Raw genomic sequence first — 26,173 nt, forward strand, 5'->3', positions numbered from 1 at the left:
ATCACCATTTCCGACTGGCTACTGGACTACCTGGGGGGATCCGCCTGTATATCAGGCATTCATCGATCGCCGGTGCCCACATGCTCGACGCAATTGAAACACGCATTCCACCACCGCTGGTGATGCTGGTCTGTGGCTTGCTCGCCTGGTGTACGACCCATCACGCCTCAAATAGTCCAACACACAGCGCTTGGCTCACAATTCCGGCGATGGTGATCGGGCCGACAGGATTGGCGCTCAATCTCTTGCCGAAACTACAGTTCAAGCGTGCAGGGACTACCGTCAACCCCCTTACGCCGGGGCGCGCCAGCCAGTTGGTAACCCAGGGTGTCTATGCGTACACACGCAATCCCATGTATCTGGGACAAACCTGCCTTCTGCTCAGTTGGTGCCTGTGGCTGCAGCATGCCCTTGCTCCGCTGTCCGTCGTGATGTTCATGGCATACATCACCCGCTTTCAGATCCTGCCAGAGGAACGCATGCTGGCACAGAAATTTCCTGCAGAGTTCGCTCTGCTGTGCCAGCGGACGCGCCGCTGGTTGTGACAGGTCGGCTGCGGGTACCGATTGTGAGAACATCGCTCCGCTACCCCACCACCCCGCTCCGTCGCGCCCATGCTGGCGTCAGCGAAAGGACTCATTGCACGTGCTGGACTTCATCTCACACATCGTCGGCGTGGTCCTTGACCACTTGGGTCGACCGGGCAGCACCCGCGCATGGATCATCCTGCTGGGCTGCCTGCTCGTCATCGCATTGGCGCTGACGTGGATGCTGGGACATCAGGATCATCCTCAGTAACCCACGCGCAACTCATCGCGGAGTGCATCAACGCAGAACGCCACGAATGCACGCACCTTGGCCGAACCCTGGCGGCCCTCCGGATACACCACATGCACCGGTTCGGGCGCGATCTCGAACTCCTCCAGTACGCACGCCAGGTGCCCCTGCTGCAGCGGCATGCGCACCTGGTAGGACGGCACCTGGATCAGCCCCCCGTCATGCAGCGCGGCGCTGACGGCGGCATGGTACGAGGTCACGCTCAACCGCGAACCTGCATCCACCGCATGCGCGCGCCCGTCGATACGAAACTGCCACTTGCGCGCCCTGTCAGCAGCGGATGTGGTGATGGTGGCATGCTGCCGAAGCTGGTCCGGGTGGACAGGTGTGCCACGCGCGGCCAGATACGCAGGCGATGCGCACACCATGCGGCGCAGCGTGCCCACCGGAATGGCGGTGAGCGATGAATCCGGCAGGGCGCCAATCCTGATCGCCACGTCGACACCCTCTTCCAGCATCGGCACCACGCGGTCCAGCAGCAGCGCGCGGATCTCGATCCCGGGCTGCGCGTCCAGAAAGCGGATAAGCAACGGCGTGACGTGCAGCGCGCCGAATGCCTGCGGAGCGGTCACGGTCAACAGGCCACTGGGCGCGGCATGCACCCCGGCCGCCGCGCTTTCCACCGCATCGATATCCGCCAGCAGGCGGCGGCAGTCCACGGCAAAGCGCTCCCCTGCCTCGGTCAAGCGCATGCCGCGCGTGCTGCGTACCACCAGCAGCACGCCCAGCCGGCTTTCCAGCTGCGCCACCGCCCGCGTTACCGTCGCCGTGGACAGGCCGACCCGCCGCGCGGCAGCGGCGAGGCTGGACTGCTCGGCTACGGCAGCGAACAGCGTCATTTCCTGGATGCGGTCCATGGGCCTTCTTCACGATGGGACGTGATGGCCATGATCGCAGATGGCCTTGACGGAGGCATGCGCGCAAGCGGTGGCGGCAGCGGAATTGCACGATAGCCAGGGATCGCCAGGCGGCTGTACGTTCCGATTACAGCCATGGCATCATGCCCGGCAGGAATATGACAACGGGTAATACATGGAAGTCGATATCAAGGATGAAGCGTCGGTAATTGCGCCCGCAGCGGCAGGTTTCTGGCGGCGAACCGCCGCGTTCCTTGTCGATGCACTGCTGCTGGGCATCGTCGGCATGTTGGCTGGCTGGGCGCTGTTCGATGTGTTCGCGCGAATGGGCGGCTACGGGCGGCTGCTCGGTTTCATCGTAGCGCTGGCCTACTTCGGGATGATGAACAGCGCGCGATTCTCGGGCCAGACGCTGGGCAAGCGCCTGCTTCGGGTTCGCGTGGTCGGCCAGGATGGATCGCTGCTGTCGTTGCCGAAATCGCTGCTGCGTTACTGCGTGCTGGGCATTCCGTTCTTCCTCAACAGGGCACCAATCGATGTGGCGGCGTTGCCCACGCCATTCGCTTATGGGCTGTCGCTGGTGGTCCTGGGCGGCATCTTCTCGATCCTCTACCTGTACCTGTTCAATCGCCGCGGCCGCCGTTCGCTGCACGACCTGGCCGCTGGAAGCTGCGTGGTCACCGCGTCCATGCCGGTCGGCCTGGTCAAGCCGGCACCTGTCTGGCGCGTGCATCTGGTCGTGGTCGGGGTGCTGCTGGCCGCATCAGCCGCGCTGCCTGCACTTACCGGGCCCTTGGCGCAGAACGCGTCCTTCGCGGGCCTGTTGTCTGCCCACAAAGCCATCCTCGCCCAGCCGGGGGTCCAGAATGCGCAGGTCGTCCACAACATGGCATTCGGCAGCGATGGCACGGCAAGTGTAAAGTCGGTGGTCGCGCAGGTGTCCCTGATCGACCGGCGTACCAAGGATGCAGCACTCGCGGAGCATATCGCCCGGATCCTCCTCGCCAACGACAAGACGGCATCCAGCATGTCGGCCATCCACGTGACGCTGGTGCATGGCTACGACATCGGCATCGCGTCCTCCTGGAACGCCGAGCGCTACCGGTTCACGCCCGAAGCATTAGCCGCAGATGGTGCTGCGACGGCGTCGGGAAGCGCGAAGTAAGCCAAAATCCGCCCGCGCGTGCTACGTACCACCAGACGCCGGCGTTCCAGGCTTGCACCGCCCGCGCGGCAGCGGTCATGCCGGATCGGCATGGGGCGCGCTCTCAGTTGTAGACCTCCTGCACATCCGCGACCTTGCCATCACGGAAGATGATCTGGATTGTTTTTCGAGCCTGGTAATACTCCCAGCGTTCCCCCACGTTCCCGCTGAACGTACTTTCCAGCTGGATGACACGATCCGGCTTGCCGGCTACTTGTGTCACCTTGCCCGCGCCATCTCCGGTGCTCACCAGCTTGTCCCCGAACCGCACGCTGCCGGCCGCCATCGCCGATGCCGCGGCCAGGGAAAGCACCAGCGCCAACAAAATCCTGTTCACCACCCATCTCCTTGATCCGCCGTGGTCAGGCCACGCGGGAACTGTGCCACAAAGCACCGGCACCGCGTATGTGCGCTACACATTCATCTTTCTGAGCCGCCCCCCCCGGAATGCGCCGATACCCGATGCACGACGCCCCGCAGCAATGCAACCCTGACATCCAGGCTCGCTCTCAAAATGCTCCGCGGACGTCCGCTTGGTCGAGGCGCGAATCCGTCTCCGCTTCTTCGCGCAGCCACTGGCAGAATGCCTTGACGGCGGGGCGCTGCCCCGCCTCATCCCGCTGGACCAGCCAGAACGCATAGGCGTTGTTAGCTACATGGGGGAACAGCCTTACCAGGCGGCCCTGGCGGAGATCCTCCCGCACCAGGGGGTCGATCCCCAGCGCAATGCCATGGCCAGCGATCGCAGCTTCCTGTGCGAGGTAAATGCTGGGAAACATGGAGCCACGATTGGCCTCCACCTTGCTGGCGCCCGCTTCCTCCAGCCAGTCCGCCCATGCGGGTACGCCGGGCCTGCCCACTGCACTCTCATCATGCAGCAGCGGGTGCCGATTCAAATCGTCAGGGCAGTCGAGCGAGGGCGCCGAGTCGCGCTGGAACCCTGGTGAACACACCGGATAGGCCGGTGCCTTCATCAACAACTCGGCGTGGACGCCGGTGTAGCCACCGGGCCCATAACGGATGGCAACATCCATGCCGTCACGCACGAAATCGGCATGCTGGTTCCCGGTGTCGATGCGCACCCGGATGTCCGGCTGTGCAAGGTGGAACCGGTGCAGTCGCGGCGCCAACCATTTGGCCGCGAATGATTCCATGGTCGTCACCCGCAGTTCCGCGTTCGCATGGGAGCCGGCACGATCCAGCGCCCGGTCGATCTGTCCGAACACCGCGCCCAGCGTGCTGGCCAACGCCTGCCCTTCCGGCGTCAGCGCCACCGAACGATGGCTGCGGTGGAACAGCGACAGGCCGAGATACTCCTCGAGATGCTTGACCTGGTGGCTGACCGCAGCCGGCGTGACGAACAACTCCCGCGCTGCCACGTTGAAGCTGAGGTGGCGGGCAGCGGCCTCGAACGAACGCAGTGCATTGAGTGGAGCGGGATGGCGAGGCTTCACTGGCACCAGGCTCTGGCAGGCTCAATCGGCATCGTATCGCGTTAGTTTTTCTAAAGCGAACGGCAGAACAACTCGTTTGTCGTCCCCCTTTCCCATCCGCGACGATGGCTTCCTCTAAACGGAGGCAATCGTCGTGCGTATCGAAGAGTTGGAGTCCGATGTGTTGATGTTCGTTGGCGATGAAGTCGAGTCGGTCGCCACGGCCTTCGTTGACGGCGGGGATGTGCTGCTGGTCGATTCCCTGGGCAGCGTGCAGGACGCCGCCTGGTTGCGCGACGTACTCTGCATCCAGATGGGCAAGACCGTGCGCATGATCGCCGCCACCCACTTCATGAGCGATCACATAGCCGGCGCGTCGCTGTTTCCGGATGCGCTGCTGATGGCGCATCGACATCATCGCCATGCGTTTCTTTCGCAGAATCGCCGGGTCGATGCGTTCTACCGGGAACCGCAGCTGGTTTTCGACAACATGGCGATCCGCTGGGGTCGGCATGAACTGCTCCTGCTGCACAATCCCGGCAAGACCATGGACCATGTCAGCGTGGACGTGCCAAGCGCCGACCTGGCCTGCGTTGGCGACAACATCGTCGGCAATATCGTCTATCTGTCCAAGGCCGACCCGGCCTTGCTACGTGCTGCCATCGGACGCATACGCCAGTTCGGACGGAGCAGGATCGTCGGCGGGCACATGGGCATCTTCGACGCACCCGTGCTTGATAATGCGCTCCATTACCTGGCACGCCTGCGTGATGCGGTGATGCATGTGCGAGCGCATCCGGACACGTCGGAGGCAGTCCATCGCATTGCCACGATCCGCATCGAAGACTGCCTGGCGCCATCGGTCGAGCCAAGCCCATTCGAGCGCCAATGGCATGCCAACAACCTGGAAGCCATCGTCGCGCAGTCCATCTTCGCGCTGGATGCTTCGCTGATGTTGCGGGAGCAGGTGGCATGACGTCCGACGCAACCGTGACGCCGCATGACGTGCGACGCAGGCAGTTCCTCATCGGCCTGGCAGGCATGTCAGCTGCAATGCTGCTGCCGGGAGGGCCAGCGCAGGCAGCCCAGGCGCCTACGCTCAGGATCCAACGCTTGGCGTGGGCCGGCATCCGCCTGCAATTGCCCCAGGCGACCTTGTTCATCGATCCGCTGGTCAATCCCGAGGCATGGGGCAAGGCGCTCGCTGACCCCCTGGTACCCGTAGCCGACAGCGTGGGCGACACCAGCGTGCTGATTACCCACGCACACCCGGACCACTACGATGCGCAGGCAACGGCTGACGCCCTGCGGCGTGGTGGCGTGCTGGCGTATCCAGCGGGCATCCAGCCTTTCCCGCTACCGGCAGGTGCGCGGGCCAGGCCCAGCCCTCTCTGGGAACCTCAACTGCTGGGTGACTTCACCGCCACGCCGGTGCCTGCAGCGGATGGCTACGGCGACACCCAGGTGTCCTGGGTGGTCTCCGCTGGCGGACGACGGATCTTCCACGGTGGCGATACGTCGTGGCACGGGAACTGGTGGCGTATCGGCCGTCAGTTCGGCCCCTTCGACATCGCCTTTCTTCCGATCAATGGAGCGCGCTTCGGTTGGCGAAAGCCAGCCAGCGGCCAGCCGGGCGTGCTGACGCCGGACCAGGCCGTGGCCGCCGCCAACATCCTGGGGGCACGCATGCTGGTGCCGATCCACTACGGTGTCACCGGCATGCAGGATTATCAGGAAGTGACCGATCCGATCAGGCAACTGCGCAAGGCCGCACGCGGGCACTCCGTGGCGATACAGGTCGTGCCACCCGGCGGATGGGTCGATCCAGCAGGCCAGCCTGGCGACGCGCCCAGCGGGACAACTTCGCAGGAATGAACTGTCAGGCCGCTCGCCGCGTAGCAAACCAACCGATCGCCGCAGCCGCGAGGCCGCCCCATATGACACCAAGCGCGAATTGCGCGCCGCCGAAGCAGCTGGCCGCGGCGCCGATGCAGGAATGGCTGCATTTCACGGCCTGCAATGGTGAATTGACCTGGCCGGTGATTCCCGCTGCGCTGGGTGCCGCCTAGCATCGTGGGCCTCCTTACCTGTCCGGAAACCACCATGTCGCTCCCTGATCCGCCAGACCCGCGCCGCCTTGCCTTCAATACGCTGCAGGTAGGCGAGGTTGAAGTGTTCTACCGCGAGGCGGGACCGAAGGACGGGCCCGTGCTGCTGCTCCTGCATGGCTTCCCCAGTTCCAGCCACATGTTCCGCGACCTGATGCCATTGCTGGCGTGCCGGTACCGGGTGATTGCCCCGGACCTGCCGGGTTTCGGCAACACCAAGGCGCCGCCGCGCGGTCGCTTCGATTACACGTTCGACAACCTCTACTCGATCATCGAAGGCTTCACCGAGGCGCTGCAGCTGGAGAAATACAGCCTGTACGTGTTCGATTATGGTGCCCCGGTCGGCTTTCGCCTGGCCGCAGCGAACCCGGGGAAAGTCACCGCCATCATCAGCCAGAACGGCAACGCCTACCTGGAAGGTTTCAGCGACCAATGGGGACCATGGCAGGCATACTGGCGCGAGCCCAGCGCTGCCAATCGCGAAGCCTGCCGCGCCTCGCTGTCACCGGAAACCATCCGCGACTGGCAGTACGGCACCGGTGCCGACCCGACGCGACTGTCGCCGGACGGTTACACCCTGGACATCCATTACATGGCGCGTGCGGGGGCCGAAGACATCCAGCTGGACCTGATCCTGGACTATCGCAGCAACGTAGCCGCCTATCCCGCCTTCCAGCAGTACTTCCGCGATCACCAGCCGCCGCTGCTCGCGGTATGGGGCAAGCATGATCCGGCCTTCATTCCGCCAGGAGCCAAAGCCTATCAACGCGACATTGCCGATGCCGAAATCCATCTGTTGGACGCAGGACACTTCGCGCTGGAAACGCATGCCATGGATGTTGCAGGGCTGATCATCGAGTTCCTTGACCGCAGGCTTTGAATGCGGGCAGCAGGCCAGCAGAAGCAGGAAAGCCGCTCCGTTGCCAAGGCGGCTTTCCTTATTGAAGGCAACGGGGCGTGGCCGCGCTGCGCCTAGGTGACCTTCCTGGCGATGGTCATGCCCAGCACGAACAGCACCACGGCGATGATGATGCCGGCCCAGAACAGGAACTTGGCAATGCCGATGGCACCACCGGCGATGCCGCCAAAGCCGAGTGCACCGGCGATCAGGCCGATGATGGCGAATATGATGGCCCACTTGATCATGTGACGTCCTTTGCGGAAGAGGTTCGTGTGCCATGGACGATAGCCATGCGGCTGTCGTCCAGCGGTGAGTCCGCCGCGTGCGGCAGGTGAAGAGAAGATCACGTTGCCAACCGGCCATTACGGCACATCCGTTCCTTGCCAATCCGTGAGAATCTAGGCTGGGTAACCGTTTTCATGGAATGGAGGGATTCCGATGTTGCACCTTCTGCGGCGCCCGGCCGCGTTGCTTGTCCTTGTCATGGCATTGCCGGTCGCGGCTGCCACCCCACCGGCACCCCTGAAGGTGATGTCCTTCAATGTGCGCACCCCGGCCGATAGCGAACCCGGCAAACGCTGGGAAGACCGGCGCGACGCCATGGTGGCGACCATCCAACAGGCCCATCCGGCGGTGCTGGGTACCCAGGAACTGGTCAAGCAGCAGGCTGATTATCTTGCCGGACACCTGCCCGATTACCGTTGGTTCGGCAAAGGTCGACGCGGGGATGATGGTGATGAACACATGGGCGTGTTCTACGACAGCAAGGCGGTGGCGCTGGAGCAATCCGGCGATTTCTGGCTGTCCGATACGCCGGACATAGCGGGCAGCATCAGCTGGGGAAACCTGTTCCCGCGCATGGTGACGTGGGGCCTGTTCCGGCGGCTGGATGATGGTCGCCGTTTCTACCTGTTCAACACCCACCTGCCCTACCGCGACGAAGACGAGCCACGGCGCGTGCGTGGTGCGCAGGCGATCGTGGCACATATCAAGACGTTGCCGGCGGATGTTCCGGTGGTGGTGACCGGTGACTTCAACAGCGAGCCGGGCGGGTCGACATACGCGGCGTTTACCACGGCATTGCAGGATGCACGCACGCAGGTGGCTGATCCGCGTGGGCCGAAGAACACCTTCCACGATTTCACCGGCAAGGCGACCACGGAACTGGACTGGGTGCTGGTGCGGGGATTCAAGGCACGCAGCTTCGCCACGCTGGATGGGCGGGTGGATGGCATCCTGCCATCCGATCATTTCCCGCTGGTGGTGGAGCTGGATTGGAGCGCGAAGTAAGGCGGCCGCGGCGTTCGCCGGCCATGGGTCGGCGCTACCGGGGTGTCGACTGGATTGGGTTGCGCCGAGCCATGCTCGGTGACGTTGCAGGTGCAAAAGCGTGACGGCCGGCGGCCGTCACTACCCTGCTGGTCAGTTCGCCAGCGCGACGGTTGGCTGGGCTGCCTGCCCCCAGCCACCCAGTGCCTTGTACACCGCCACCACGCTGACGTTGACCTCCGCCTCGGCCGCTGCCAATGCATCGTCGGCAGACAGTTGCGTACGCTGCGCGTCGAGCAGCGTCAGGAAGTCCTCGGACCCCTCCCGATAGCGGATCTGCGCCAGTGATTCCGCGCGCCGCGCCGCCTCTGCCTGCTCGGCCACGATCGCCAGCCGCGCCTGCTGTTTGGCGTAACGGGTCAACGAGTTCTCGGTGTCTTCCAGCGCCAGCAGCACGGCCTGTTCGTACTGCGCGGCCACGCCATCGGCTTCGGCCTTGGTGGCCTTCAGCCGTGCGCGCACGGTGCCGAAATCGAATGCGGCCCAGCTCAACGACGGGGTCAACGACCACGCCTTGTTGTTGCTGTTGACCAGGCCATTGGCATCGCCGCCAAGGAAGCCGACGAAGCCGGTCAGCGACAGCCGCGGGAACAGGTCCGCAGTGGCCACGCCGACCCGTGCACTGGCTGCTGCCAGGCGTCGTTCGGCGGCACGCACGTCAGCACGCTGGCGCAGCAGTTCGCGGGTATCCCCCAGCGGCAGCTCCTTGGCGAATGCAGGCACTTCGCGCGGTGCCAACAGGCCATCCAGCGATTCCGGACGCTGCCCCAGGAGCACGGCCAGGCGATGGCGCGATTGTGTCTGCGCCACTTCCAGCAGCGGGATGTCGGCCTCGATGGCCTTCAACCGCGCGCGGCTGCTCTGCACGTCCAGCTCGCTGCCCGCACCCAGTTCCCAGCGGGTTTCGGTCAGCTTCTGGGTGTCGCGCAGGTTGCCCAGGGTCTGCTCGGCGACGGCGATGCGCTTCTGGGTGCCGCGCAGTTCGAAGTAGTTGCGCGCCACTTCGGCGGCAACCAGTACCTGCGCGTCGGCCAGGTTGGCCCATTCGGCATCCAGGTCCGCCCGTGCCGCTTCGGCAGCACGGCGCTGGCGACCGAACAGGTCCAGTTCCCATCCCGCATCGAAGCCGAGCTGGTAGCTCTCGCTGAAGACGCGCTCGCCACCGGCCAGCGCATCAGGCTGCTTGCGCCGGTCATACGAACCACCGGCGGTCACGTGCGGGGCCTGGTCCAGGCGACGTTCGACGAACACCGCACGTGCCTGCTGCACGCGGGAGATCGACACACGCAGGTCCAGGTTGTCGGCCAGCGCGGCGTGCACCAGTTGTTCCAGCACCGGATCATCGAACTGCGCCCACCACGTGGCCACCGGCGACTCGGTGCTGTACACCGGCGCCGCCGCCCCCTGCAGGGTCACCGGCGCTTCCACCGGTGCCTTGTAATCGGGGCCAACGGTCACGCAGCCAGCCAGCAGCACGCTGGACAGGGCGACCGCCAAGGTCTTGATCACCACGGCAGCACCTCGCCCAGGTAGGTGAAGCTGCCATTGGGTCCGTCGGCGCCAAGCAGCGCCATCTGCACGCTGGACTGTGCGCCCACGGAAACTTCCACTTCGCCCTCGCCACGGTTCATGTCGGTCTTTACGTAACCCGGATGCACGGTGTTGACCTTGTGGGCGGTGTCGCGAAGCTCATAGGCCAGTTGTGCGGTCCATGCGTTCACCGCGCTCTTGGACACGTTGTAGGCCGGCACCTTGAAGTCATAGATCGGCGAGCCTGGCTGGGTGTGCAGGGTCACCGAACCGAGCAGGCTGGACACATTGACGATGCGTGCTGCGGCGGATTCGCGCAGCAGCGGCAGGAACGCCTGGGTCACCGCGACCAGCGCGAACAGGTTGGTGTCGAAGGTACGACGCCAGATATCCAGGGACTGCTGCGACGGGGCCTGGCTGATGTCATCCAGGATGATGCCGGCATTGTTGACCAGGATGTCCAGGCGCCCGTGGCGCTGGCGTACCTGTTCCACGGCGGCGGCGATGCCAGCCTCGCTGGTGACGTCCAGCTCGATGGCCTCCACCGGCAGGCCTTCGGCCTGCAGCTTCAGTGCCACTTCCACTGCGGTATCGCGCTTGCGGCCGGCCAGCAGGGTGTGCACGCCGGCCTGCGCCAGCTGGCGCACGGTCTCGGTGCCGATGCCACGGGTGGCACCGGTGACCAGCGCGATCTTGTTTGCGTGGGTGTTCATGGTTTCAATCCTTGCTGGTTGAAAAGAGGGTTTCCGGAGCCGCCGAGCAGGGCTCGGCGCTACCGGGACGTCGGAGGTGCAGCGCCGAGCCATGCTCGGCGGGCACCGGGACATCCGTCAGTGGTGAAGGGTCGACTCGCCGTGGCTCACCAGCTGGCCGCCACCATTCCGGGTCACGAACTTGCGCAGTGCCACGTAGAACACCGGGGTCAGGAACAGGCCGAACAACGTGACGCCCAGCATGCCGGCGAACACCGTGATGCCGGTGACCGAGCGCACTTCGGCGCCCGCACCATGCGACAACACCAGCGGCACGGTGCCGGCGATGAAGGCGATGGAGGTCATCACGATGGGACGCAGGCGCAGGCGGCAGGCTTCCAATGCCGCTTCCACGATGCCCTTGCCCCCCATCTCCAGCTCCCGGGCGAACTCGACGATCAGGATCGCGTTCTTGCACGCCAGCCCCATCAGCACCACCAGGCCGACCTGTACGAACACATTGTTGTCACCACCGGTCAGCCATACGCCGACCAGCGCCGACAGCAGCGTCATCGGTACGATCAGGATCACCGCCAGCGGCAGCGACCAGCTTTCATACAACGCCGCCAGCACCAGGAAGGCCAGCATCACCGCGACGGGGAACACGATCAGCGCGGCATTGCCCTGGGTCGCCTGCTGGTAGCTCAGGTCGGTCCACTCGGTGACCATGCCCGGCGGCAACACCTGGGCGGCGATCTCGGTCAGCTTGGCCATGCCTTCGGTGGACGACAGCAGGCGCGGATCGGTTTCACCGGCCAGGTCGGCGGCCGGATAACCGTTGAAGCGCAGCACCGGATCCGGGCCGAACGTCTGCTTGACGCTGACCATCGAACCGATCGGCACCATTTCGCCGCGATCATTGCGGGTACGCAGGCGACCGATGTCTTCCACGCTGTCACGGAACTGGCCATCCGCCTGTGCGATCACCTGCCAGGTACGGCCGAACTGGTTGAAGTCGTTGACGTAGGCCGAACCCAGGTAGGTCTGCAGCGTGTCGAACAACTCGGTCAGCTGCACGCCCTGTGCCTTGGCCTTGACGCGGTCCACCTCGGCATCCAGCTGCGGCACGTTGGCCTGGTAGCTGGTGATCGGGAAGGCCATGCCCGGGGTCTGCGCCACCGTGCCCTGCATGGTCTGCACGGCGGTCTGCAACGCGCCGTAGCCCAGGTTGCCGCGGTCTTCGATGAACATCTGGTAGCCGTTGCCGTTGCCCAGGCCAAGGATCGGCGGGGGCATCAGCGAGAACGCAAACCCTTCCTGGAGGGCCGAGATCTTCTGGTTGATCTCGGCATTGATCTCCGCCGCAGTACGGCCATTGCGCTCGCTGAACGGCTTGAGCGGCACGAAGGCCACGCCGGTATTGGGCGTGTTGGTGAACTGCAGCGCGTTCAGGCCGGGGAAGGAGATGGTGTGCGCCACGCCTTCGGTTTCCAGCGCGATGTCGGCCACCTTCTTCAGCATCGCGTCGGTGCGGGCGATGGACGAACCTTCCGGCAGTTTCACGCCGGCGATCAGGTACAGCTTGTCCTGGGTGGGGATGAAGCCCGGTGGCACCGCCTTGAACATCACGCCGGTACCGACCAGCAGCAGGGCATACACCGCGAACACCGCACCGCGCTTGCCGAGGATGTTCGATACGCTGCGCTCGTACTTCTCCGAGCTGGACTTGAAGAAGCGGTTGAACGGACGGAATACCCAGCCGAACAGGCGGTCGATGATACGGGTCGGTGCGTCCTTGTCTGCATCATGTGCCTTCAGCAGGCGAGCGGCCAGGGCCGGCGACAGGGTCAGCGAGTTGATGGCCGAGATCACCGTGGAGATGGCGATGGTGACCGCGAACTGCTTGTAGAACTGGCCGGTGACGCCGGACAGGAAGGCCATCGGCACGAACACGGCACACAGCACCAGCGCGATGGCGATGATCGGGCCGGACACTTCCTTCATCGCCTGGTGGGCCGCAGCCGTGGGCGAGAGCCCTTCTTCGATGTTGCGCTCGACGTTCTCCACCACCACGATCGCATCGTCGACCACGATGCCGATCGCCAGCACCAGGCCGAACAGGCTCAGCGTGTTGATCGAGAAGCCCAGCACGTACAGCGCGCCGAACGTACCCACGATGGACACCGGAACGGCGATCAGCGGAATGATCGAGGCGCGCCAGGTCTGCAGGAACAGGATGACGACCAGCACCACCAGCGCGATGGCTTCGAGCAGGGTGGAAACCACGGCCTTGATCGAATCACGCACGAAGATGGTGGTGTCATACACCGCTTCGTACTTCACGTCGGCCGGGAAGGTCTTCTGCATCTCGTCCATGGTGTTGATGACAGCATCGCGGATTTCCAGCGCATTCGCACCAGGTGCCTGGAAGATGCCGATGCCCACCGCGTTCTTGCCATCCAGCTGCGAACGCAGGGTGTAGTCGCCGGCGCCAAGCTCCAGGCGGGCGACGTCGGACAGGCGGACCACTTCACCATCGGTACCGCTCTTGAGCACGATGTCGCCGAACTCCTGCTCGCTCTTCAGCCGCCCCTGCGCATTGATCAGGGTCAGGAACTGGCTGTTGGGCATCGGCTCGGCGCCAAGCTGGCCGGCCGACACCTGCACGTTCTGCTCGCGCATGGCACCCACCACGTCGCTGGCGGTCAGCCCACGGGCGGCGATCTTGTCCGGGTCCAGCCACGCACGCATGGCGTAGTCACCACCACCGAAGATCTGTGCATCGCCCACGCCCTGGATACGCGACAGCGCATCCTTCACATGCAGGCGTGCGTAGTTGCGCAGGTACAGGGTGTCGTACTTTCCTTCCGGCGAAGTCAGGTGCACCACCATCAGGAAGGTCGGCGACTGCTTCTGCGTGGTCACGCCCTGGCGGCGCACGTCTTCCGGCAGGCGGGCCTGGGCCTGGGCCACGCGGTTCTGCACCTTCACCGCCGCCGCATCCGGATCGGTACCCGGGCGGAAGGTGATGGTCATCTGCAGCACGCCATCGGAGCCGGCGACCGATTTCATGTACATCATGTCCTCGACGCCGTTGATCGCCTCTTCCAGTGGCGTGGCCACGGTTTCGGCGATCACCTTTGGATTGGCGCCCGGGTACACGGTACGCACCACCACCGAAGGCGGCACCACGTCGGGGTATTCACCGGTCGGCAGCAGCGGAATGCTGATCAGGCCGGCGGCGAAGATGATGATCGACAGCACCGCCGCGAAGATCGGCCTGTCGATGAAGAAGCGGGAAAAATCCATGGGAATGTCCTTGGTTTGGCCAGCGCCGGGATGCAGCCACCCTGCCCCTGCCGTTACGGCAGGGGATCGGGGTTCGCGGTGACGCTGGCCGGATGGATCAGTTCAGTGCGGCGGTTTCAGTACCGGGCTTGGCAGCAGCGGTGCGCACCGGTGCCGGTGCGGCGCCGGGCTGCATCGCCACCGGCTTGGCCTGGACCGGCATGCCGGGCATGAAGACCTTCTGCACGCCATCGACGATGACCTTGTCGCCCGCCACCAGTCCGTTCTCGACGATGCGCAGGCCGTCGGCACTGCGTCCCAGCGCGACGTCACGACGCTGCGCCTTGCCCTCCTTGTCGACCACGTACACGTACTTGCGGTCCTGGTCGGTCAACACCGCACGGTCGTCGATCAGCGTGGCCTGGAACTGGCCGCTGCCGAGCAGCTGCACGCGGGCGAACAGGCCCGGGGTGAACTGGCGTTCGGCGTTGTCCAACAGGGCGCGGACGCGGATGGTACCGGTGCTGCGGGTGACCTGGTTGTCCAGGAAGTCGACCGTGCCTTCGTGCGGGAAGCCCTGCTCACCGCTCAGGCCGATCTTCACCGGCAGCGACGCATCGCGCTCGCTCGGGCGCTCACCCTTGCGTGCCATCTGCGCATAGCGCAGGAAGGTGGCTTCGTCGGCATCGAAGTACACGTGCACCTTTTCCAGCGACACCAGCGTGGTCAGGACGCTGGCGGCATCGCCGGCGCTGACCAGGTTGCCGGCGGTGACCATCGCACGCCCGGCGCGGCCACTGATCGGTGCACGCACCTTGGTGAACTCCAGGTTGAGCGCCGCCGCGTCCAGTGCCGCCTGTGCGGCCTGCACCTGGGCACCGGCCTGGTCGGAGGCAGCACGACGCTGTTCCCAGGTCTCGGTGGAGATGGCCTGCTGTTCGGACAGGCGCTTGGCGCGCTCGGACTCGCCACGGGCCAGCGTGGACTGGGTACGTGCACGTGCCAACTCGGCGCGGGCGCGATCGTACTCGGCCTGGTAGCTGCGCGCGTCGATGGTGAACAGCACGTCACCCTTCTTTACTTCCTGGCCTTCGACATAATTGACCTTGTCGATGTAACCGGAAACGCGTGGGCGCAGGTCGACATTCTCGACCGCTTCGACGCGGCCACTGAATTCGTCCCACTGGCTTACCTGCTTGATCAATACCGGGGCAGCACTGACTTCAGGCGCAGGCGGCGCGCCGGCTTCTTCGGCATGGCTGCCGCTGCACGCGGTCAGCACCGCCAGGGCCAACGCCGAAACGGTAGCCAGGGCTACCCGGCGGGTGGTGCGGTGGAAAGGAATCATGGAGTTCATGGCATGTATCCGTAGGGGGTGGTGATACGGGAATCCGGTGTTTCGTTTGCCGGCAGCACCGGCGGCCGGCGGCATGTTGCGACCTCAACTTTGGTTGAGGTCAAGCGCTGCCGGCCGGTTCGTGCCAACGCGGTGGTGCATCCAGCCGCAACAACCCGCGCGGCAGCTGCGCATCGCGTGTATCGCAGCGGACGATGGCGCGGTTGTCCTGGCATTGGTCCAGCAGCGAAACCAGCCGGCGGCCGACCAGCAGCGCACTGGGCCATTCGATGCAGGCGTTGGCGGCGTTGCTCGGCGTACATACCGGTGCGTCGACTTCAAGCAGTTGCGCACGCACGCCGATGGCCTGGGCTTCCTGGTGTACGACCTGCGCATACATGCGCAGCGCGGCGGCGGTGACGGAACTGTCGCCATGGGCGGCCCAGGGCTTCAATCCCGCCGGGCTGCCGATCATCACGAAGCGGCGCGGATGCGGGTGGTCCTGCAACAACGGCAACAGGTGGCGTACCGCATGCACATGCGGCATCAGGTCCAGCTGAAGCGTATGCATCAGTGCCTCGCCGGGCCGATCGATCACCCTGCCGCGCTGATAGGGCCCACCGAGCGCCGCGACCACGGCGCCCAGCGGACGCTGCCGCGCAGACACCCGGTCCGCCACCACCTTGGCCGACTCATCGTCGGCGACCGAACCCAGCATCGTTTCCAGGCCCGGCTCGTCATCGAACTGTGCGCGCAGGGCGCCCAGCCGCCGCGGATCGCGGCCAACCACCAGCACCGGGCTGCCAGCTTCCAACAATGCGCCGACCACGCCCTGGCCCACCGCTCCGGTGCCGCCAAGGACCAGGACTTCCGGCACCAGCGTCCCGTTCACGGGATATTTCCTCCCATCTCCGGGATAATCCCGATTCGACCGATACGATCGGTTCGCTGCGGGCGGATCTTCAGGCTACCGCCACGCTGCTGTCTTGCTGGCGCGGTAAACTCCCTGAAATCTTTGTTTATCAAGGATTTGGGGCGAGATTCAACGGTCATTGCCTGGTCCAGGGCATCCTGACCGGCACGACGGAAGTAGGCGAGAATGTTGCGCAGGCTCATGACAGACGGCCTCGTTTTCGGGAATGGCGCCATGATGCAACTCAAACCCCTACTTGATTAGTCCTCTTTTAGGGGAATAATCATCCCGTCCCCGGTCCAATCTTTTTGGCACGATAGTCCCCGTCCCCGACGTCCAGGAATTCGACCATGTCCCACGATCTCAACGAAACACTGATCTTCGTCAAAGTGGTCGAGCAGGGCAGCTTCATCGCTGCGGCCAAGTCGCTCGGCCTGCCCAAGACCACCGTCAGCCGCAAGGTGCAGGAACTGGAAACGCGCCTGGGTGCACGCCTGCTGCACCGGACCACGCGTCGCCTCGGGCTTACAGAAGCCGGTTCGATCTACCACGAGCACTGCCAGCGCATCGCGCGTGAACTGGAAGAGGCGGAGAGTGCCGTCAGCCAGTTGCAGTCCGGCCCGCGCGGCTGGCTGCGCTTCACCGTGCCCTACTCGCTGGGCATCACCTGGATCGCGCCACTGATGGGGCAGTTCCACGCGATGTACCCGGAGATCCGGCTGGACATGCACCTTGGCAACGAGAAGCTGGACCTGATCGCCGGTGAAGCCGACCTGGCATTGCGCGTGGGCGCCCTGCCCGACTCCAACCTGGTGGCGCGCAAGCTGGGCACCCTGCGCACGCAGGTGTTCGCCAGCCCTGCCTACATCGAACGCCACGGCGAGCCGTTGCATCCGGACGAACTGCAGTTCCACCGCATCCTGGCAATGCGCAAGGCGTACCACAGCCATCCCAACCGGATTACCTGGCAGTTGGGCGAGAACGGCGGTGAACTACGGGACTTCCCGGTCAATCCGCTGATGGTGGCCAACGACATGTCCGCCCTCAACGGTGCGCTGGTATGCGGCGAAGGCCTGCTGTTGACCGGCGACGTGATGGCCAAGCCGTTCGTCGAAACCGGCATGGTGCGCCGTGTCCTGGCTGGCTGGACCGGGCCGGAAGTCGATTTCAACGCCGTGTTCGCCGGCGGCAGGCTGGTATCGCCGAAGGTGCGCGCTTTCGTGGATTTCCTGGTCGACAAGCTGAACTTCGATGCCAACTACATGATGGCGCAATGTCCGGCAGCGAAGTACGCGCAGCAGCAGAGCGAGAAGGCTGAAGCCGAAGCGGTAGAGGAAGGAAAGCGCGTGCTGGAAGGGGTCGCAGCGTAGGCCAGGCTTCGGTAGATGCCGGCCGCTGGCCGGCATGCCGTTGCTGCATGCGTGACGACCACGGTCGTCACCTGCAAAAAATGCCGCCTGCAAGGGCGGCATTTTGTTGCGGCCGGTGGCCGCAACGGCAATAACGCTGCGCGTTATTGCTGCAGCGGGATCACGCGGATCTCCACGCGACGGTTCTGCGCGCGGCCGGCGTCGGTGCTGTTGTCGGCGATCGGGTAAGCCTTGCCTGCGCCCAGCGTTTCGATGCGTGCGCTCTGCACGCCCTGTCCGGTCAGGTAAGCGGCCACCGAATCGGCACGCTCCTTGGACAGGCGATTGTTCACGGCATCGCTACCGATGCTGTCGGTATGGCCAACCACTTCGATCATGGTCTGGTTGTACTCGGACAAGGTTCCGGCAACGCCGTTGAGCGAACTGTAGAACTGCGGCTTCAGCGTGGACTTGCCGAAATCGAAGGTAATGCCGTCCGGCAGGTTCAAGGTGATGTTGTCACCCTGGCGTTGCACATCAATACCGGTATTGGCCGTGCGCTCGCGCAGCGCACGCTCCTGGCGATCCTGGTACTGGCCGACAGCGGCACCGCTGAGCGCGCCGATACCGGCACCAATCATCGCGTGCTGGCGACGCTCGGTGGCGCTGCCACCGGTGAGCAGGCCGGCTGCGACACCCACTGCGGTGCCGATCAGCGCGTTGCGGCCGGTTCGGTTCTGCTGCTCGGTCGGATTGCCGTACTGGTCGCTCTGCACATAGGAACCACCGGTGGCACAGGCGCTGAGCGCCGCGGCGGTCATCAGGGCAAGGGCCACGTTGCGGGGAGCGGTTCGGATCATGATGTTCTCCTTGAAAGCCGGGGAAGCCGGGTGGTCCGGCGTGCGTCGGGCTGAGCATATACAGCCTGACGCGATGTCGGCATGAGGGATGTGAACGTCGTCAGCCCCCCGTTCAGTTTTTTACCGCTCCCCCTGCTGGCATCAGCCTGCGCCGGTCCGACGATAGGCGGCCAATGCCGCGTCACGTCCTGCCGCCAGGTCGACCAGCGGCACGCGAGGGTAATCGGGCGCGTGTTCCGCCAGCAGGTGCGGATGCTGCCAGGGGGCAAATCGCGCCTTGAGCGGCAGTGCCTCCAGTTCCGGCACCCACCGGCTGATGTAACGTGCCTGCGGATCGAATTTTTCAGACTGGGTGACTGGATTGAACACCCGGAAATACGGCGCAGCGTCCGCACCCGTGCCCGCCACCCATTGCCATCCCATCGTGTTGTTGGCCAGGTCGGCATCCACCAGGGTGTCCCAGAACCAGCGCGCGCCCTCGCGCCAATGTACGCGCATGTGCTTGCACAGGTAGCTGGCCACGATCATGCGCACGCGGTTGTGCATGTAGCCGGTGTGCCACAGTTCGCGCAGGCCTGCATCGACGATCGGTACACCGGTACGGCCACGTTGCCATGCCTGCAGGCTGGCGGCACTGGGCGTGGCCCAGGCGAAGCGGTCGAAGCGTGGATTGAGGTTTTCGCCGGCGGTGGCGGGGAAGTGGTGCAGCAGGTGGTGGGCAAATTCGCGCCAGCCCAGTTCGCGCAGATAGGCATCGATATCCGCATCGGCCGCTGCGCTGCGCCCTGCTTCCAGCGCATGCACGATGCGCCACGGCGCGATCTCGCCGAAATGCAGGTGCGGCGACAGCAGCGAGGTACCCACCCGGTCCATCAGGTCACGCTGTTGGCGATAGCCAGCCAGTGCGCCGTCGATGAACACTTCCAGCGCCTCGCGCGCACCGGCCTCGCCCGGCTGCCAGTGCTGCCAGAAGCCCGCATCCCATCGGACCTTCGGGGCAAGCCCCAAGGTGTCCAGCCGCGCTCCTTCCACACGCGGTGCGGACAGCCCGGGAGGTGCGTCACGCGCGGGCTGCACCTTCCAGCGGGTAAGCGCATTGCGCCAGAACGGAGTGAAAACCTTGTAGGGCTGTCCTTGCTGGGTCGCCAGTTGCCAGGGTTCGAACAGCAGGCTGCCATTGCAGCTGTCTGCCTGGATTCCCTGCCCGCGCAGCGTGCGTTTGAGCAACGTGTCGCGCGACTGGATGGCCGGTTCGTACCTGCGGTTCCAGAACACGGCCGCCGCGCCGGTCTCGGCCAGCAGCGACTGCAGCATCGCCAGGCTGCCACCCTGGCGCATCACCAGATGGGAGCCGCGCGCACGCAGGTCGCTGTCCAGTGCGGCCAGCGACCGATGCAACCAGGCGTTGGATGCCGCTCCCGGCGCCCATTCTCCTTCTTCGGACGGGGCGTGGATGTAGACCGGAATGACATCATGGCCAGCGTCCAGGGCGGCCTGCAAAGCCGGGTTGTCGGCCAAGCGGAGGTCACGGCGAAACCACACCAATGCTGATGACACGCGTTGCATCCAGGGCAGGCAGGAGGGGGCCCATGATAGCGATGGCGCGTGACCCGCCCGTGTAGCGCCGCGCCGTGCCCGGCGGCTTTTGCCGCCCGCATCGGCGATGCCTGATGCAAGCCGCGCTGCGTGCTCGCCGAGCGTGGCCCGGCGCTACCGGGCCTGCTTTCCTGCTGCGAACCGCTGCATGGACTGCTCGATCAACACCTTGGCTTCGGCAGCGTTGCCCCAGCCCCCCAGCTGGACCGGATTGCGACCTTCGGGCAGATCCTTGTAGACGCGGAAGAACGCCTCGATCCTCTGGCGCTCGATGGCCGGCAGGTCGGAGAGATCGCGGATGCCGGCATAGGTCGGGTCGACCTTGTCGGTGGGCACGCCGATCACCTTTTCGTCCTGCTCGCCATCATCGACCATCTTCAGGTAGCCGATCGGCCGGAACCGCACGATCACGCCGGGGTGCAACGGCTCGCGGGTCAGCACCAACGCATCCAGCGGATCGTTGTCGCCGGCCAAGGTACGTGGCATCGAGCCGTAATTCGCTGGATACGCCACCGGCATCGACTGGAAACGATCGACATGGACCAGCCCGTCCTCCTTGATTTCGTACTTGGTGAAACTGCCGGCAGGAATCTCAACCACCAGGTGCACTTCGTCCGGAGCCTGCTTCGGCTGCGCGGCAAGGAAGGGGTGCAGCACCGTCTCGGCGGCAATGCCGGCACCGGCAGCCAGTATCAGGCCGCCGGCCAGGGCCAGCCTCGGCAATGCAGTGCGCATGGACATCATATCGGCAACTCCTTCGGCTGCACCGGACAATGTCCGGCGCCATGCAACGCGTGGTGGCTCATTCCCAGCAGCGGTCCTTGCGGCCGGTCGGGGCATGCGGACGCAGGCAACGGCGCGGCTCGATCCGGCCCTGCTCCAGCTCCATCTTGCGCGTGCTGCCATCCGGTTGCCGCACCAGTTCAAATGCATCGTACAGCCTGCCGGTCGCGGTACGGGCTTCGTAATGCAGCCGTTGTGGATCGATGCGCAATACCTGGAACAGCTGGGTGTCTTCGGCCACCGGCGACATCGTCTGCAGCGCTTCCTTCGACAACCGGTACTGCTTCGGGCTGGCATTGCTGACCACGAACTGCGGCGTCGCCAGTCCGTCCTCGCCGCGGCGCCCATAGGTGTGGTCGTGGCCCTGCAGCACCAGGTCCACGCCATGTCGGCGCACGACAGGCAACAAGGCCTCCTGCAGCACCGGATTGTGGCGGCCACGCGCAGGCGAGTAGAACGGCTGGTGCACCACCACGATGGTCCATGCCTGGGCGTTTTCGGCCAGCACCTTGTCCAGCCATTGCGCCTGCGCCTGCGCGGTGCCCAGGTCCATTGCCGAGGTTCCATCCAGCACGGCGAAGCGCACGCCCTGGTAATCGAACCAATAGGTGCTCTTCCCGGCGCCTGGCGCCCCATTGTCCGGCAGCGCAAAGGTGACTGGCCAATGACGTGCCATCACCCGGCGTTCCTGCGGCGTGTCTTCGAACTCTTCGAAGTATTCGTGGTTGCCGATCGCCGGTGCCAGCATCGTTTCCTGGGCCAGCCACCCGGTGGCGGCGAACCATTCGCCCCATTCGCTGTCATCGGCATCGTAGCCGCCGCTGACCAGGTCGCCCGCGAACAGGCTCAGGTTCGCATCCGGCGCGGCCTTCTGCGCGGCGCGCACCACCCGGCTGACGTGGCTGAGGTTCTTGTTCTGGGTATCGCCGAAATACAGGAAGGTCATCGGTTGGTCGGCGGTGCCGGCCGTACGCAACTGGTTCCATGCACTCCAGGTGTCCTTGCCCTGCACGCGATACACATACAGCGTGCCCGGCTTGAGTCCGTCCACGTCGGCACGATGGTGGTGCGACAGCCCGTTCTCGGTCTGCAGCGGCTGGCTGGTCGCGGTGATGCGGGTGATCGGGCCGAAGCCGGGCGTGTCGTCGGCCGGCGCGATTTCCAGCACCGGTGCCTGCACGCTGCCGTCGGTCCGCCAGCGCACCGCGAAACCATGCGCGGCGTCTGCCGCCGGCGAGGCCACGATACGATCCGGGAAGCCGCTCGCCGCGTAATGGCGATTGCCGGCAGGCACCTGCGTATTCGGCTCGACCCGCGAGGCAAGGTCATCGGCAAGGGCGACGGTGCTGCCAAGCGCAAGCGCCAGGCCCAGGGCAATGGTCTGCAGGCGGACGATCACGATGCGCACTCCAGCGGCAGCGACAGCGCCTTGGCCACCTGCTCCCAGTCGAAAGCCACCACGCCCTGGTCGTCGTGCACCGCGTACAGGGCACCATGCGGGAAGCGCGGCGTGCCCTGCGCCATCATCCAGATGCCGTCGGTGTTGGCGACCGTGTTGCCCTGGAACGCACCGACCGGCTTCAACGTATGCCGGTCGAACAGGTGGAACACGCTGCGCTCCTTGCCCTGCTCGGTGGTGATCCACCAGCCGTCCTTTCCGCAGGTGCGCAGCATGACTCCCTCGGCCTGCGCGTTGAACACATCACGGCCAAAGGTGGTGCCGGTGAAACGGCCGGCCAGGGTATAGACCTTGAACTCGCTGGCGTAGCTCTCGTCTTCCTCGGCGATCAGCAGGCGGTCGTTGTCCGGGTCGCCCCATATCGATTCCACCACGCGCAACGCGCCGGCCTCGCTGGTATCGCCGATGCTGGCGGTCAACTTCGCCTCCACCCTGGCCCCATCGCGGGTCACGTGATACTGGCGTACGCGCTTGTCCAGCTCGGCCAGCGGCGGCAGGATGTCATTGCCCTGCGCATCCTCGCCGTCGTCCCAGGAATCGGTCACGTACACGCTGTAGCCATCGGTGCGCCTGTCCACCCACAGCCCATACGGCTTGCGCAGGTCGTCGGCACCGAACACGGCCAGCGGGGTGAAGCCAGGCAACGAAAGTACCTGCACGCGGTGGTTGTCGCGCTCGACGATCCACAGCAGGTCACCGGTGACGGCGATGCCGTTGGGACGATCGAACTGTCCCAGTGCCTTGCCCGTCGTGCCGACATCGCGCAGCAGCGCACCGGTGCTGCCGTCATAGACCACCAGCTTGTCCGTGGCCTTGGCCGTGGCGATCAGCCATGTCTTGCCATCCGGCGCCTTCCAGGCGGCCGGCGAGTCGATATTGTCCTCCGGCGTCATCGGGGTCAGGAACGCTTCGGCCAGGGTCACCACGTTGCGTGCCTGCTTGTTGCCACCGGCTGCGGCCGTCGTGGCCAGTGCGGCGGCCGCCGTCACCGCCTCCCCGCCTGCCGGCGCCGAAGGCGTGCAGCCAGCGGCCAGCACCGCTGCCAGCGCGCTTGCCAGCAGGATGTGGCGGGCCATCACAGTGCCACCTTCAGGCCGACCGCATAGGTACGGCCGTATTCTTCCATCTGCAGGGTGCGCGAACGCGTGCCCTGGTACAGCTCAAGCGGCTTGTCCAACAGATTCTGTGCCTCGAAGTACATGCTGACGCGTGGGCTGAACTTGTAGTCCAGCGAGAAGTCCAGCTGGGTATTGGGTGCAACGAAGATATCGAACGCACGGCCGGCGCCCAGCGAATCCAGATATTCGCTGCGATACACCGCAGCCAGGCGGGTACTCAGCCCGTACTTTTCGTAGCCGACATGCGCGCTGTACACATGCCTGGAGGCACGCGGCAGCATGAAATCCTCGCCTTCGCGGTCTTCCAGGCCGGGATCGAAATCGGTGTCCAGCCAGGTGCCACTGGCACCCACCAGCAGGCCGTCCCAGCCCGGTGGCAGGAAAGCGAGCTGCTGCTGCCAGTTGAATTCCGCGCCGGTCACCTTGGCCTTGTCACCGTTGATCGAAGTGGTCACGTCGTAGCCATCGTAGGCCGGGTCATTCTGCCGCGTGGTTTCAACGATGTAGCCATCGATGGACTTGTGGAACACACCCAGCGATATGATGCCGGTGCTGCCGATGTACTTCTCCACCGACAGATCGATGTTGGTTGATTCGTACGGGTCCAGTTCCGGGTTGCCGATCCGCACTTCCTCGTCGCCGCGGCTGTAGCCCACGCGCGGCGAAATGTCACCATACGACGGACGCGACACGGTCTTGTTGGCCGAGAAGCGCAGCACCCAGTCGTCGGCCGCGTCGTAGCGCAGGTGCAGGCCGGGCAGCACGTTGGTGTAACTGCTGTTGGCCACGGCGGGCTGCACGGTGTAGCTCTCACCGTCTTCGGCCACGTCCACGCTGTTGCCGACGGCCTTGAAACGGGTGTTCTCCACGCGCACGCCACCGATGATGCGCAGCGCGCCGATGTCCCAGGTTCCCATGGCATAGCTGGAGAAGATGTCCTCGCTGGCAACGTAGTCTTCTTCCAGCGAGGTCACCGCGTTGTCACCGGTTTCCTGCGGGCGTGCACTGTAGTCCCCGCTGTTCCGTGCCCAGTAGCGGCGCATCAACGCCGAACTCATGCCCTGCCCCAGCGAACCATGGCGGTGCTCGGGCGTGCCGGTGGTCCAGCTGGCGAGGTCGATGTCCGGGCCACGGCGCAGCTCCACCTCGTTGACATCCACGTTGCGGTCGCGCCAACGGCCCAGCAGGCCGAACTTGTAGCTGGCGTTGTCATCGTCGAAACGCACGTTGACCTGCGCGCTGTGCTCCTTGTCGTCCACCCGCTTGGGCGACAGGATCATGCGGTCGTAGGCATAGTTGGCGTTGTCCATCCAGTCGTTGCTGGACAAGGTATAGCGCGGCATGCGTCCGCGCTGGTCCAGCGTACCGGACAGATCGTCGCCATCCAGCTCGAAGCGTGCTTCCATTTCGTCGTCCACGCGCTCTTCGGTCTTGGTATAGCCGATCCTGTAATCGACCACGGCGTTGGCCAGCCGGTTTTCACCGCCCAGGCTGGCGGCGAAGGTGTTCTCTTCCTTGGTGCGGTAACGCATGCGCTTCTGGATCGCGTCGGCCGGCAGGTCGTCCAGGCGGAACTGGTCGGTACCGGTGGCGACCATGTCGGCATCGTCGAAATTGACGATCAGCCGCTGCCGGGTTTCGGCATCGTCGAAGCGGCTGTAGAGCGTGCGCAGGTAATATTTGCTGTCTTCGTCCGGGCGCCAGTCCAGGTTGAGGTTGGCACCTATGCGCTTGCGCTCGATCTCGTACTTGCGGCGCTGCAGGTTGATCGCGGTGACGTCGCCCGGTGCGGCATCGTCCTCACCGTCGTACTCCACTTCGCTGTTGTCGGATTCGAACTTGCGGTTCTGGTAATTCACGCCCAGCGCCACGCCGAAGGTATCGGCGAACACTTCGCTGTAGTTGATTGCCGCCTTCGGGCTGGTTTCGCCGGAGAGCTGCTGGTGGCTGCCCTCGATCTTGCCGCGCAGGCTGCGGCCGTCACGATCGAACGCCGAAGCGGACTCGACCAGGATCGCGCCGCCAATGGCATCGCCCGGCATGTCCGGTGTAGGCGACTTGACCACGCGCAGGCGTTCGGTGGAATCGGAGGGAATCACGTCCAAGGGGGCGGCGCGGCTGGAATCTTCCGGGGTACCCACGGCGATGCCGTCGATGCTGACGCTGTTGAGGTTGGCATCCAGGCCACGCACCACCACGAAACGGCCTTCGCCCTGGTCGCGGGTGACGCTGATGCCCGGCAGGCGCTGCAGCGATTCGGCCACATTCTTGTCCGGATACTGGCCCAGGGCGTCAGAGGACACCGCATCTTCGATGGCATCGCTGCTGCGCTTGAGATCCACCGCCCGGATCTGCGATTCCAGCTGGGCACGTACCTCGATCCGGTCCAGATCGGTGGCATCGGTGGCAACCGCGCTGGTGGCGGCGACATCCTGCCCGGCGGCGTGCAGTGGTGCTGCGGCCCCCATCGCCAAGGTCAGGGTGATGGCAATCGCCAGCGGCGTCTTGGTCTGCACGGGTTGTCCCCATTCGGTGTGAAGAATGGGAGGGCAAGGTATGTCGCCGAGGTTTCAGTGCCAT

The 26,173-nt window shown here is 65.0% G+C and carries 24 protein-coding genes; 8 read left to right on the top strand and 16 right to left on the bottom strand.

Annotation, left to right across the window (positions count from 1 at the left end; all coding sequences use genetic code 11):
- Nucleotides 1–80 precede the first annotated feature (80 nt).
- The gene (locus tag H4O11_RS13135; RefSeq protein ID WP_182339870.1) at nucleotides 81–545 is read left to right on the top strand and encodes a methyltransferase family protein; all 465 of its coding nucleotides are present in this window, start codon (nucleotides 81–83) and stop codon (nucleotides 543–545) included.
- A gap of 100 nt (nucleotides 546–645) precedes the next feature.
- On the top strand, nucleotides 646–798 hold the full coding sequence (locus tag H4O11_RS13140; protein ID WP_182339871.1) for a hypothetical protein: 153 nt from the start codon (nucleotides 646–648) through the stop codon (nucleotides 796–798).
- Here the strand turns inward: H4O11_RS13140 and H4O11_RS13145 are convergent.
- Entirely contained in the window at nucleotides 792–1,694 is a 903-nt protein-coding gene (locus H4O11_RS13145; protein WP_182339872.1) for a LysR family transcriptional regulator, read from the bottom strand. The two genes, H4O11_RS13140 and H4O11_RS13145, sit on opposite strands and share 7 nt — an antisense overlap.
- 175 nt (nucleotides 1,695–1,869) lie before the next feature.
- Here H4O11_RS13145 and H4O11_RS13150 point away from each other — a divergent pair, with 175 nt between their 5' ends.
- Nucleotides 1,870–2,859, top strand: coding sequence for an RDD family protein (locus H4O11_RS13150; RefSeq protein WP_182339873.1), 990 nt, complete (start codon nucleotides 1,870–1,872; stop codon nucleotides 2,857–2,859).
- A gap of 103 nt (nucleotides 2,860–2,962) precedes the next feature.
- Here H4O11_RS13150 and H4O11_RS13155 read toward each other — a convergent pair whose 3' ends face one another.
- Complete coding sequence (locus H4O11_RS13155; RefSeq protein ID WP_182339874.1) at nucleotides 2,963–3,235, bottom strand: DUF2845 domain-containing protein; 273 nt, start codon at nucleotides 3,233–3,235, stop codon at nucleotides 2,963–2,965.
- A 172-nt stretch (nucleotides 3,236–3,407) separates the two neighbouring features.
- The gene (gene gcvA, locus H4O11_RS13160) at nucleotides 3,408–4,358 is read right to left on the bottom strand and encodes a transcriptional regulator GcvA (protein ID WP_182339875.1); all 951 of its coding nucleotides are present in this window, start codon (nucleotides 4,356–4,358) and stop codon (nucleotides 3,408–3,410) included.
- A gap of 127 nt (nucleotides 4,359–4,485) precedes the next feature.
- Here gcvA and H4O11_RS13165 point away from each other — a divergent pair, with 127 nt between their 5' ends.
- From H4O11_RS13165 to H4O11_RS13175, 3 genes are all read left to right on the top strand, one after another.
- Nucleotides 4,486–5,307: an MBL fold metallo-hydrolase gene (locus H4O11_RS13165; RefSeq protein ID WP_182339876.1), complete on the top strand. Its 822-nt coding sequence runs from the start codon at nucleotides 4,486–4,488 to the stop codon at nucleotides 5,305–5,307.
- Nucleotides 5,304–6,206 (top strand): MBL fold metallo-hydrolase, encoded by a 903-nt coding sequence (locus H4O11_RS13170; protein ID WP_220466735.1) that lies wholly within the window; start codon nucleotides 5,304–5,306, stop codon nucleotides 6,204–6,206. The genes H4O11_RS13165 and H4O11_RS13170 overlap by 4 nt, the downstream gene beginning before the upstream one ends.
- 228 nt (nucleotides 6,207–6,434) lie before the next feature.
- Entirely contained in the window at nucleotides 6,435–7,319 is an 885-nt protein-coding gene (locus H4O11_RS13175) for an alpha/beta fold hydrolase (protein WP_182339877.1), read from the top strand.
- Nucleotides 7,320–7,411: 92 nt separating this feature from the next.
- Here the strand turns inward: H4O11_RS13175 and H4O11_RS13180 are convergent, their stop codons facing one another.
- The gene (locus H4O11_RS13180) at nucleotides 7,412–7,585 is read right to left on the bottom strand and encodes a DUF1328 family protein (RefSeq protein ID WP_182339878.1); all 174 of its coding nucleotides are present in this window, start codon (nucleotides 7,583–7,585) and stop codon (nucleotides 7,412–7,414) included.
- A 193-nt stretch (nucleotides 7,586–7,778) separates the two neighbouring features.
- Between H4O11_RS13180 and H4O11_RS13185 the strand changes: the two genes are divergently transcribed.
- Entirely contained in the window at nucleotides 7,779–8,630 is an 852-nt protein-coding gene (locus H4O11_RS13185; RefSeq protein ID WP_182339879.1) for an endonuclease/exonuclease/phosphatase family protein, read from the top strand.
- Nucleotides 8,631–8,762: 132 nt separating this feature from the next.
- Here H4O11_RS13185 and H4O11_RS13190 read toward each other — a convergent pair whose 3' ends face one another.
- The 6 genes from H4O11_RS13190 to H4O11_RS13215 all read right to left on the bottom strand — a co-directional run bounded on the left by H4O11_RS13190 (nucleotide 8,763) and on the right by H4O11_RS13215 (nucleotide 16,631).
- On the bottom strand, nucleotides 8,763–10,181 hold the full coding sequence (locus H4O11_RS13190) for an efflux transporter outer membrane subunit (protein ID WP_182339880.1): 1,419 nt from the start codon (nucleotides 10,179–10,181) through the stop codon (nucleotides 8,763–8,765).
- Nucleotides 10,175–10,912, bottom strand: coding sequence for an SDR family oxidoreductase (locus H4O11_RS13195; protein ID WP_182339881.1), 738 nt, complete (start codon nucleotides 10,910–10,912; stop codon nucleotides 10,175–10,177). The genes H4O11_RS13190 and H4O11_RS13195 overlap by 7 nt, the downstream gene beginning before the upstream one ends.
- A gap of 117 nt (nucleotides 10,913–11,029) precedes the next feature.
- Nucleotides 11,030–14,200 carry an efflux RND transporter permease subunit gene (locus H4O11_RS13200; RefSeq protein WP_182339882.1) on the bottom strand — a complete coding sequence of 1,057 codons (3,171 nt, stop codon included), beginning with the start codon at nucleotides 14,198–14,200 and terminating at the stop codon, nucleotides 11,030–11,032.
- Between the two features lie 97 nt (nucleotides 14,201–14,297).
- The gene (locus H4O11_RS13205; protein ID WP_281367596.1) at nucleotides 14,298–15,527 is read right to left on the bottom strand and encodes an efflux RND transporter periplasmic adaptor subunit; all 1,230 of its coding nucleotides are present in this window, start codon (nucleotides 15,525–15,527) and stop codon (nucleotides 14,298–14,300) included.
- Between the two features lie 109 nt (nucleotides 15,528–15,636).
- Nucleotides 15,637–16,407, bottom strand: a complete 771-nt coding sequence (locus tag H4O11_RS13210) for an SDR family NAD(P)-dependent oxidoreductase (RefSeq protein WP_182339884.1) — start codon at nucleotides 16,405–16,407, stop codon at nucleotides 15,637–15,639.
- Nucleotides 16,404–16,631: a hypothetical protein gene (locus tag H4O11_RS13215; protein WP_182339885.1), complete on the bottom strand. Its 228-nt coding sequence runs from the start codon at nucleotides 16,629–16,631 to the stop codon at nucleotides 16,404–16,406. The genes H4O11_RS13210 and H4O11_RS13215 overlap by 4 nt, the downstream gene beginning before the upstream one ends.
- Before the next feature lie 147 nt (nucleotides 16,632–16,778).
- Between H4O11_RS13215 and H4O11_RS13220 the strand changes: the two genes are divergently transcribed.
- Nucleotides 16,779–17,798, top strand: a complete 1,020-nt coding sequence (locus tag H4O11_RS13220) for a LysR family transcriptional regulator (RefSeq protein WP_182339886.1) — start codon at nucleotides 16,779–16,781, stop codon at nucleotides 17,796–17,798.
- A 143-nt stretch (nucleotides 17,799–17,941) separates the two neighbouring features.
- Here H4O11_RS13220 and H4O11_RS13225 read toward each other — a convergent pair whose 3' ends face one another.
- The 6 genes from H4O11_RS13225 to H4O11_RS13250 form a co-directional block, all read right to left on the bottom strand.
- Nucleotides 17,942–18,637, bottom strand: coding sequence for a YiaD family glycine zipper/OmpA-like lipoprotein (locus H4O11_RS13225; RefSeq protein WP_182339887.1), 696 nt, complete (start codon nucleotides 18,635–18,637; stop codon nucleotides 17,942–17,944).
- 141 nt (nucleotides 18,638–18,778) lie between these two features.
- Nucleotides 18,779–20,194: an FAD-binding domain-containing protein gene (locus tag H4O11_RS13230; protein ID WP_182339888.1), complete on the bottom strand. Its 1,416-nt coding sequence runs from the start codon at nucleotides 20,192–20,194 to the stop codon at nucleotides 18,779–18,781.
- Nucleotides 20,195–20,347: 153 nt separating this feature from the next.
- A complete protein-coding gene (locus H4O11_RS13235; protein ID WP_182339889.1) occupies nucleotides 20,348–20,977 on the bottom strand; it encodes an inorganic diphosphatase in 630 nt (209 codons plus the stop codon).
- 58 nt (nucleotides 20,978–21,035) lie between these two features.
- Nucleotides 21,036–22,418, bottom strand: a complete 1,383-nt coding sequence (locus tag H4O11_RS13240) for a purple acid phosphatase family protein (protein ID WP_182339917.1) — start codon at nucleotides 22,416–22,418, stop codon at nucleotides 21,036–21,038.
- A complete protein-coding gene (locus H4O11_RS13245) occupies nucleotides 22,412–23,551 on the bottom strand; it encodes an NHL repeat-containing protein (RefSeq protein ID WP_182339890.1) in 1,140 nt (379 codons plus the stop codon). Before H4O11_RS13245 ends, H4O11_RS13240 begins: the two co-directional genes overlap by 7 nt.
- Entirely contained in the window at nucleotides 23,551–26,109 is a 2,559-nt protein-coding gene (locus tag H4O11_RS13250) for a TonB-dependent receptor (RefSeq protein ID WP_182339891.1), read from the bottom strand. The genes H4O11_RS13245 and H4O11_RS13250 overlap by 1 nt, the downstream gene beginning before the upstream one ends.
- Nucleotides 26,110–26,173 lie beyond the last annotated feature (64 nt).

The sequence above is a fragment of the Stenotrophomonas tumulicola genome (assembly GCF_014117215.1).
Taxonomy (GTDB): domain Bacteria; phylum Pseudomonadota; class Gammaproteobacteria; order Xanthomonadales; family Xanthomonadaceae; genus Stenotrophomonas; species Stenotrophomonas tumulicola.